This is a genomic window from uncultured Anaerococcus sp. (genome assembly GCF_963510915.1).
Lineage (GTDB): Bacteria > Bacillota > Clostridia > Tissierellales > Peptoniphilaceae > Anaerococcus.
Genome location: NZ_CAUPHG010000065.1, coordinates 1 through 10,101, shown reverse-complemented (window position 1 = coordinate 10,101; position 10,101 = coordinate 1). Strand labels below are relative to the sequence as shown.

At 31.1% G+C, this 10,101-nt stretch carries 9 protein-coding genes; 1 reads left to right on the top strand and 8 read right to left on the bottom strand.

The window, feature by feature from the left end:
* The 8 genes from RQ893_RS06420 to RQ893_RS06385 all read right to left on the bottom strand — a co-directional run.
* The coding region (locus RQ893_RS06420; protein ID WP_311482225.1) for a GTP-binding protein at positions 1-1,051 on the bottom strand (1,051 nt) is incomplete at its 3' end.
* A gap of 12 nt (positions 1,052-1,063) precedes the next feature.
* Entirely contained in the window at positions 1,064-1,534 is a 471-nt protein-coding gene (gene rpsG / locus RQ893_RS06415; RefSeq protein ID WP_311482224.1) for a 30S ribosomal protein S7, read from the bottom strand.
* A 119-nt stretch (positions 1,535-1,653) separates the two neighbouring features.
* Positions 1,654-2,061 (bottom strand): 30S ribosomal protein S12, encoded by a 408-nt coding sequence (gene rpsL, locus RQ893_RS06410; RefSeq protein ID WP_311482223.1) that lies wholly within the window; start codon positions 2,059-2,061, stop codon positions 1,654-1,656.
* Positions 2,062-3,242: 1,181 nt separating this feature from the next.
* Positions 3,243-4,571: a 6-phospho-alpha-glucosidase gene (locus RQ893_RS06405; RefSeq protein ID WP_311482222.1), complete on the bottom strand. Its 1,329-nt coding sequence runs from the start codon at positions 4,569-4,571 to the stop codon at positions 3,243-3,245.
* A 25-nt stretch (positions 4,572-4,596) separates the two neighbouring features.
* Positions 4,597-4,740, bottom strand: a complete 144-nt coding sequence (locus tag RQ893_RS06400; protein ID WP_311482221.1) for a hypothetical protein — start codon at positions 4,738-4,740, stop codon at positions 4,597-4,599.
* Between the two features lie 463 nt (positions 4,741-5,203).
* On the bottom strand, positions 5,204-6,790 hold the full coding sequence (locus RQ893_RS06395) for a PTS transporter subunit EIIC (protein ID WP_311482220.1): 1,587 nt from the start codon (positions 6,788-6,790) through the stop codon (positions 5,204-5,206).
* 9 nt (positions 6,791-6,799) lie between these two features.
* On the bottom strand, positions 6,800-7,555 hold the full coding sequence (locus RQ893_RS06390; protein ID WP_311482219.1) for a carbohydrate deacetylase: 756 nt from the start codon (positions 7,553-7,555) through the stop codon (positions 6,800-6,802).
* Between the two features lie 4 nt (positions 7,556-7,559).
* Complete coding sequence (locus RQ893_RS06385; protein WP_311482218.1) at positions 7,560-8,870, bottom strand: maltose-6'-phosphate glucosidase; 1,311 nt, start codon at positions 8,868-8,870, stop codon at positions 7,560-7,562.
* A gap of 208 nt (positions 8,871-9,078) precedes the next feature.
* On the opposite strand from RQ893_RS06385, the gene RQ893_RS06380 reads away from it, so the two are divergent.
* Positions 9,079-9,642 carry a hypothetical protein gene (locus RQ893_RS06380; RefSeq protein WP_311482217.1) on the top strand — a complete coding sequence of 188 codons (564 nt, stop codon included), beginning with the start codon at positions 9,079-9,081 and terminating at the stop codon, positions 9,640-9,642.
* Positions 9,643-10,101 lie beyond the last annotated feature (459 nt).

Genomic DNA, 10,101 nt, shown 5'->3' with positions numbered 1-10,101 from the left:
CTCTCTTGCCTTTTGTAGCATTGTAGATATAAGAACCAGATTCGATTGTACCTGAATAGATTCTAACGTAGATTAACTTACCAACATATGGGTCAGTTACTACCTTGAATGCTAGAGCTGCTGTTGGTTCATCATCTCCAGGATGTCTTTCGATTACTACATCTGGGTCTTTAGGATCAACACCATCTATAGCTGGTACATCTACTGGGCTTGGCATGTAGTCAACAATAGCATCTAGTAGTGGTTGAACTCCCTTGTTTTTGTAAGCAGAACCTAGTAAACATGGGAATATTTTTTGTTCTATAGTTGCTTTTCTGATAGCTGTTTTAATTTCATCTTCAGTTACTGCTTCGCCTTCTAGGTATTTCATCATGATTGTATCATCAACTTCTGATAATTCTTCAAGAAGGTTGTTTCTGTATTCTTCAGCTAGGTCTTTAAGGTCTGCTGGGATTTCAGAATATTTTGGATGAGCTCCAAGATCTTCAGATGAATATGTTACTGCTTGCATTGTTACAAGGTCTACAGCACCTTCAAAAGTTTGTTCAGCTCCTATTGGAATTTCAAGTGGAACTGCGTTTGCTTTTAGTTTGTCTTTTATTGTATCAACTGCCATGAAGAAATCTGCACCTGTAGCATCCATTTTGTTAATAAAACAAATTCTTGGGATGTTATACTTGTCAGCTTGTCTCCAAACAGTTTCTGATTGTGGTTCTACACCACTTTTAGCATCGAATAGGGCTACTGCTGAGTCTAGTACTCTTAGAGATCTTTCAACCTCTACAGTAAAGTCAACGTGGCCTGGTGTATCGATAATGTTTATTCTATGGTTTTTCCAAAATGCTGTTGTTGCAGCAGATCCTATTGTGATACCACGTTCTTTTTCTTGTTCCATGGAATCCATTACTGCTGTTCCATCGTGGGTATCTCCGATTTTATAAATTTTACCAGTATAGTATAGGATTCTTTCTGTACAAGTAGTTTTACCTGCGTCTATGTGGGCCATAATTCCTATATTTCTGGTATCTTTAAGTGCAACCTGTCTAGGCATCTATCCCCCTAACTAATATCTAAAGTGCGCGAAAGCCTTATTAGCTTCTGCAGCCCTATGCATCTCTTCTTTTCTTCTTACTGCGGCACCCGCATTGTTTGATGCATCGATTATTTCTTTAGAAAGTCTTTCAACCATAGTTTTTTCGCCTCTTTGGCGAGCAAAGTTTACAAGCCATCTTAGGGCTAGTGTTTGTCTTCTTTCTGGTCTAACTTCCATTGGTACTTGGTAGTTTGCACCACCGATTCTTCTTGCCTTAACTTCTAGAGTTGGCATAATATTTTCCATCGCTTGGTGGAAAACTTCAATAGCATCTTCGCCTTTGCTTTCTGCTACTATATCAAAAGCTTCATAAACTATTTTTGTCGCAAGGCCTTTTTTGCCATCTAGCATAACGTTGTTGATAAGCTTAGTTACCACTCTATCATTATACTTAGCATCAGGCATTACCTCTCTTTTTGGTATATGTCCTTTTCTTGACACTTTTCTTCCCTCCTTTACCAATTATGTGTAATATCTTGAGTACTCGATCTTAATCGTTAAGTGTGCACACATACCTTTATGTTAATAGGCACATTATGCACTTATTTTTCAACTAATTACTAGCCTCTTTTTGCTCCGTATTTAGATCTACCTTGTTTTCTTCCATCAACACCTGCAGTATCTAATGTACCTCTGATGATATGGTATCTAACACCTGGAAGGTCCTTTACCCTACCACCTCTAATTAGTACAACGCTGTGTTCTTGAAGGTTGTGTCCAATTCCTGGAATGTAAGAAAGCACTTCAGCACCATTTGTAAGTCTAACTCTCGCAATCTTTCTTAAAGCTGAGTTTGGCTTTTTAGGTGTAACTGTTCTAACAGATGTACAAACTCCACGTTTTTGTGGTGATTGGTTAGGTGTTATTCTACTCTTTAGAGTATTGTAGTTATAACCTAAAGCTGGTGTATCTGATTTAGATTTTTCGCTCTTTCTACCTCTTCTAACAAGTTGATTAATTGTTGGCATAATGCACCTCCTATTCTTTTAAAATTTAATAAATTGGCAATTCCTGCCAATCCTTATCTATTTTACACGCTTAGTGACTTATTGTCAAGTAATTTACTTACATTTACAAAAGACTGATTTTTCTTAGTTAAATATAATATGCAAGTTAGTATGATAGAGTTAAGCGTCGCTCAATTTGAGATATAAGTGAAATTTTTTCCTTTAATTAACATTAAATACATCATGTAAAATAAAGATAATGTTATAGCCTGTCATTCACGAGAAGATGACGTTTGATAATTTTTCATTTAATAATTATAATTGTCTTTATCTGGTTATTTAGAAAATCAATTATATTAATAATTTCTAAAATATAAGATAATACAAAGACCATATCACTCTATTTTATGATTTCTTTCTGCTTTTCGTTATAATGCTCTTGATTAATTACATTTAATATCTTCTCAATATTTAAAAAGTTTTATAAGATCCTTTATAATATTTACCTTGATGTAATCATTTCATATTATAAAAAAATGTTCCCATACTTGTTTTTTTAAAAATATATATCATAATCTAAGGATAGTAACATGGTCATAGGCAGATTACATTGTATTTGGTGTATTGATTTCATCATCAAATTTTAAATTATTTTCTTCTTTGGATTATTAGATTATATACCTAAACTCGCTGAAGCCTTCTAAGACATTTTATTATTAAAGGCTATGAACTCCTCAATACAATCATATATTGCGCTAAATATTCAAATATCAAGCAAAATACTTTTTATAGGTATTTATTATATCATCTTAGTCCTTATTTCCTATATAAAAATCCATAATTTTTTCTATTCTTCCATATTATACACTCCTGATTTTTTATAAAATTGACCTAGGATACACCACAATATCTATTTTTCATTTAGCATGTAATATTTTATGTAATTATAGCCATTGAATCCTATCTTAGGCAATTCTTCGAACTAAGGTCTTTTAAATAAATCAGAGGCTTACAAATTCATCGATTGTAAAGTTGTAGTCAGATACTTTATATAACTATTTATTGGCAATTACGTATTCTAACTGGATAAATTTATTTTCATTTGATATTATCAAGTTTTTCTAAACTAAATTTAATAAACCAATTTAAAAATCTCTACCTGCATTATAGACAAGTATAGATTTTTAAATTGGTTACTTTTATCATTTAAGTTCCGGCCAATATTCTTTATTTGCTTCAATTAAATCATCCAGTAGTTCTTTGGCTACTTTAGCTGACGGAACTGTAGCAGATAGGGTTAAGGCTTGCCACATTTTTAGGTAAGATTTTTCTATCCAAGCTTCTACAACAAGTTTTTCTACTGACACTTGTTGTTCCATTAGACCTTTTTGAAATTGTGGAATTGGTCCTTGATTGATTCTTTCGATTCCATTTTTACCTACTAAACATGGAATTTCTACCATAGCTGTTGGGTCAAAGTTTGGAACTGCACCTCTGTTTTCTACTATTAATAGGAATCTTTCTTTTGTATTTTCCGCAAGTGCTATCGCTAGATCTACGATGTAGGTTGCATGAGCATCAAGTTCAATTTCGACTCCTCCTGCAGTTCCTTTATCGATTATGCTTTGACATAAACTAAATACTTCTTTTTCTCTTCCTTCTCTTACCTCATCAACTCTTGTGTGTTCTGGATTTGTGTGTTCTAGCACAAAGTCAGGATAGAAATAGTATTTTAAGTAGGTGTTTGGAATTGTTTCTGGGTCTAGAGCATAAACATCTTTTGCTTTTGTGAATGTTTCTAACCAAGATTTATCTACGTGTTGGGAAGTTCCTATACCATCTGCAAAGCCATTTACAGATACGTGTTCTTTAATTCTTGGCATAAGATCATTACCTTCTTTATCACAGATAGCTGTAAACCAGCCGAAATGGTTTAGACCGTAGTAAGAAAAGTCTAATTCTTGCCATTCTTTTAAACCAACCATATCTGCCATCTTATACATTAGGTCGATTGGCATATCACAAATGTTGATTATTTTCGAATTCGGTCTTAGTCTTCTTGTTGCTTCTGCTACTATGGCTGCTGGATTTGAGTAGTTTAGCATCCAAGCGTCTGGTGAATATTCTTCCATGTAATCAAGGATCTCTAGCACCCCACCGATTGATCTCATACCATAACTCATTCCGCCTGGTCCGCATGTTTCTTGCCCAATACAACCGTGTTTTAACGGAACTTTTTCATCCCTATCACGCATCTCATATTTACCGACTCTTAATTGAGCAAGTACGAAGTCAACATCTGTAAATCCTTCTTTTGGATCTATTGTATAAGTGAAATCTATTTCCGGATGTCTTTCTTTTAGAAGAATTTCTAGGGCTTTCCCTATTATTGCTTGTCTTTTTTCGTCGTTATCATAGAGCTTAATTGCCCTAAGCGGAAATCTATCAATGTTATCTAGAAGCATTCCGATGATTCCTGGTGTAAATGTTGATCCACCGCCAGCTACTACTATTGAATGTTTTTTTATCATAATATTCTCCTTTTATTTTTTCTTTTTATAATAATTCGCCAAAGGCATCTATTACATATTTAACACCTATTACATAAATATGTGATTTACTTCTAACCCCAAAATAAGTTCCGATTTCTACAAAATAATCAACCTTTTCACCCTTGCTTAAATTATTTAAGTTGAACACAAGTCTTATTAAACAATTGGTGAAGTCATTGATATTCACCTTCAAATTGTTTAAGGGTTATACAAACATAATTTAGGAAAACTAAAAGTAGTTAAAGAAGTTTCTATATATGTCTGAGTGTTTTATTTGTTAGCAAGTTCTATTTAGAACACTAGCCTAAATAAACATAACAAGTTCAAACATACCTCCAGCAAATCGTTAGATTCTTTCAACCACTGTTCATGTTGTTCGTAAAATATAAAATCTTGTGTAAATATTATGCTTTATACACATATATGACAGAATATATTATAATAAAGCCATTGTATCCATGATGCTAAATATATTATAGGTTTTGTGATTTTTAATATAGAATTCTATTTCAAAATATAAAAAATAACTCTAACGGGAGTACAATAAGATCTTTATATAACTTATATGCATTGAAATAGAGAGCTTTAACCAAGCCCTCTATCTCAATAACTCAATACTTACTCAATTCATGCTCTAAATTTGTTTTAATTTTATCTACACCTAAACCAATTACAATCTGAATATTATTACCAGATTGGATAATACCCTTAGATGGATACAAATCTAATATCTCTCTATCAACTTTACTAGCATCATTAAGTTCTATCCTTAGTCTTGTATAGCAATTTTCAAGGGTCTTAATATTATCAGCCCCACCCAAACCATCAATTATCAATGCCATTTGAGAGTCAATTTCATCAATATCTGATTTAAGGTCTTTATTAGTTGATACATTCTTACCTTTCATTCTATCTCTTTTTTCTATGGCTTCTCTTATTTGCTTTTCATTAGGCATATCTTGTCTTCCTAATGTTTTTAAATTTAACTTAACGATAAGAAATCTAAAGGACAAATATTCCATTGCAACTAAAATAACAAAAATTATAGGTATTAGCCATTGCTTTCCTAAATTCATTGGTACGGCCAAGCAATATAAGGTAGTTTCTATTATATTTCCAACATACATTCTCAAGCCAGATAAACTAGATATAAGCATACCGAAACCATAAACAAATGTATGTGCTATCCATAAGATAGGAGAACTAAACAAGAAAATGAACTCAATTGGTTCTGTTATTGATGCCAAAGCTGATGTAGCCACAGCAGGAATAATCAAAGCTTTAACTTTATCTTTATTTTCAGGTTTTGCTGAATGAATCAAAGCAAGTGCAATACCTAAAGGCAAAGCTGTATAACCAAAGTTTACTAGAGATCCTATAGAAGGGTCAATCTGTGTTATTTTATCTAAATTAGCCAATTCTGCGTACCAAATATTTGTTGCCCCAAAATAAGATTGACCATTAATTACTGCTGAGCCTCCTACTGGAGAATATGACATAGGCACCCATAATAAGTGATGTAATCCAAATGGTAACGCCAATCTATTTACAACACCATAAACAAAGAAACCTAGCGGACCAGCATCTGAAATCCAATTCATTAATGCGTTTAATAGATTATCAAATATTGGCCAAACATATGTAACACCTACTCCTAAGATGGCAGAAACAAATACCATCACCAAAAAAGCTGTCTTTGTTCCCTCATACATTGATAAATACTCATGATATTTAACATTCTTGAACCTGTTTACAACAAATCCAACTATACACCCCATAAGAATTCCCAAGAAAACTCCCATGTCCGTTACTTGAACACCTAGAACATTGCCTTGTCCAGTACCAGCAAGACCAATTTCTGTTGGTTCAGCTAAGTTACCTGTATGACTTAGCCAAAAATTATTAGCAAATAGAAACATCAAAAAAGAAGTTATGGCGATTGTTGCAGTATCACCTTTTTTATCTGGAACTAAAGCAACAGCGATTCCCACACAAAATATAACTGATAAATTGGCTATCATACCACTTACTACAACACTATTTATAAATTCACCTATTAAAACAATGAATTTAGGCATTACTTCCAATCTTAAAATTGCTGCAAAAGCTATTAATATACCTGCTGCAGCCATAAACATTACCGGCTGTATAATGGCTCTAGAAAATTTTTGCATTAAATTATATAATTTATCTTTCATTTTAATACCTCATATTTGTGAAAAATTTATCATCTCTATCTTGTTCTTATTCAATTCATCTTTTAATTCAACGTCTTTCAATTCTTTTAAAGTACTTGTTCTATCTACATGAAAAGATGAATGAGTTAGTAGATAATTATCTACATAAGCTGGGTGACACATAATTTCTATACTATCATAAGTGTTACAATCCTTTATTAAATTTCCACAATTCATCCCCCTCCATATCTTTTTAACAAATCCGATTCTATCAAAATAATCGATAAGTTTACTTGTTGTTTTTATATCACTTGGAACATCAAAATTATTCCTTACAGGTAGAGAATATTCTCTAGCTAATTTAACAAATACGTCTTTAATTTTTCCAATATTATTTACATGATGATGACTATCAAGATGGGTTGGCTTTATTCCTGATTCTAATACTTTTTCTATTTGACTCTTCCATTCAGCATAAACTTCATCCAAGTCAATTAGGCTCTCGAATTTACTATCTTCATAAAACGATAGATTCATAAATAGACCTGATTCATCAACAATTGTTTTTAAATTACTGCTTACTGGATATCCACAAGTCAAAGTTAAATGAACGCCTACACCTAATCCTTTGTGTTTCTTTGCTAATTCAACAGCTTCATCAAAACCAGGCATTCCTGCCATTATGGTTGTTGATGTTAATAAACCCTCACTATAAGCTTCAATTATTCCAGCATTAACTCCTCTACTATATCCAAAGTCATCTGCATTAATAATTAATTTCCCCATATTATTACCTCAATTCAACCCAATAATCTTTATTTTCTACTATCATTTCATCTAAAACTTTCTTTGCAACATCAGAATTAGGAACTGTTTGATTTAAAGTAAATGCCTCTAAAGCTTTCTGATAGGAATTCTCAAAAAATGCATCAACAAGTAGCTTTTCGGATGCGACTTGCGCCTCCATCAAGCCTTTATGAAAATCAGGTATATCATATCCTAATCTAATAGGCTCAACTCCTTTTGCATTTACATAGCAAGGAACTTCGACAGTAGCATCTTCTCTTAGATTTGGAATTGCTCCTTTATTTGGAACTATTAGCATAAATCTTCTATTCTTATTGTTTAAAATTGAGTCAGCAATATCAATAATATATTGTCCATGTAAATCATCTTGATAATCGATACTATTTAAATTAGGGTTATTTTTTATTAGTTTGACTGTATCCTTAATTTTTTTCAACCTACTATCCATTATCATATTTGCTCTAGTATAACTAATATCAGATTCCTCAACAATTAGATTTGGATAAAGATAATATTCCAAATAATTATTAGGCAAATTAGTAGGAAAATTTTTAGTGATTTTCCTCATATTTTCATATGTTAAAGCCCAGCTTTTATCCATTCCGTCTGTATCAAATCCATTCATTGTAATTTTTTCTATTATCTCTGGCATGACATCTCTTTGCAATGAGACATCATAAATTGATTTATACCAACCAAAGTGATTTAAACCATAGTAATTAACAATCCAATTATTTCTATCATATCCAAATGATCTACATGCCAATTCTTCAATACCAATTGTCATATCACAAGCATTGACTATTCTTGCATTTGGATATTTTCTTCGTACAGTTTCAGCTACAATGGTTTCGGGATTAGTATAATTTAAAATCCAGGCTTCTGGTGCATATTTTTGTATCAAATCAACCAGTTCAGAAAACCCTTTCATAGATCTCATACCATATGAAAATCCGCCAAGGCCACAGGTTTCTTGACCTACCAATCCATATTTCAAAGGTATTTTTTCATCTTTTTCTCTCATTTTCATGCCACCAGCTCTTATTTGTGAGAATACAAAATCAATTCCACTGAAGGCAGTTTCTGGATTTTCAGTTTTAATTATATCTGTGCAATACCCTCCTTTCTCAACAATAAATTTGATTATAACTTCCATATCATCATTTCTATCTTTATCTATATCGTAAAGCCTTATTTCACTCACTTTAAAGTATTCGTTTTTAAGTAAAGATAAAACCATCCCTGGTGTATAACCACTACCCGCTCCTGCAATTGTTACTTTGATATTCTTCATAATACCTCCTATAGAATCATTTTCCTATTTGTATTATAAATTATAATCCTTGATATTTCAATTTTAATATCTACTTTAAAATTTTTTTCATTTTTTATAGAAAACGTTATTTCGTGGATTTTTTTTCATTTTTGAAAAATTTCCTAAAATCATCATATAATAGTATAATAAATTATAATAATAATTATTTCGTAACGAGAGGTAATATATGAATGTATTAAAAAGCATTGCGATAAGGAATAAAAACGTTTTATCTGAATCTGATTTTCAAATTATCGAATTGCTTGAAGATAATATTTCGAAAATTCCTACTTCAACAATTTCAGAAATTGCTGATATAACATTCACATCAAATTCAACACTTTTTAGACTAGTTAAAAAAATTGGATTTAAAAGCTATAATGACTTTAAATATTGGGTAAGAAATAAATTAAATTCAGAAGAAATTATAAATGAAAATTTTAATTCCGACTTTATCAGAACAATAATCAATAATTTAGAGTGGACCGATATATTATCAAACATCGTTACTAAAAATGCTGCACACGAGATAATAAATTCAGATAATTTATATTTTTACGCTACTGGGTGGAAACAAAATAAAATAGGAGAAAGTTTTATAGCAGATCTTAATTTATATGATATACACTTTGAAACAATTAGATCTATAGAAGAATTTGAAAAAATAAAACTCAACGGCAAATCACTTATTCTAATAATCTCATATAGAGGTAATTTAAATAATATAAAAAATAAAATTATAGAATTATAGAATTAAAAAAAAGCAACGTAAAAATAATCGGTATTTCTATACATACTGATAATTCTCTTTCAAAATTATCTGACTATTCTCTTCAATATACACAAATCTACTTTGATAATAATAATTACAATCACTGGAATGTCTTGACTATAGACTTCTTAATAGAAAAACTATTATATGAAATATCAAAACAAAAAAAATAAAATTGATATAACCATTTTTATCATTATAAAAATATAAAATAAGAACCAAATTTCATATTTTGTTAAATATTATTAAATTGCATCGAGTCTGTAAATAATTTTGTGTATCAACCTAAATCCTGATATAAGGGTAAGGGTTGATACATTTTTTATGTATCAATGTTTGTCCATTCCTATAGGAATGGCGCTTTTCTTAATTTTAAACAACTTTAATAAACTGTCAATTTTTCATGAAAATTTACAGCCGATTTCATACTAAATTTTT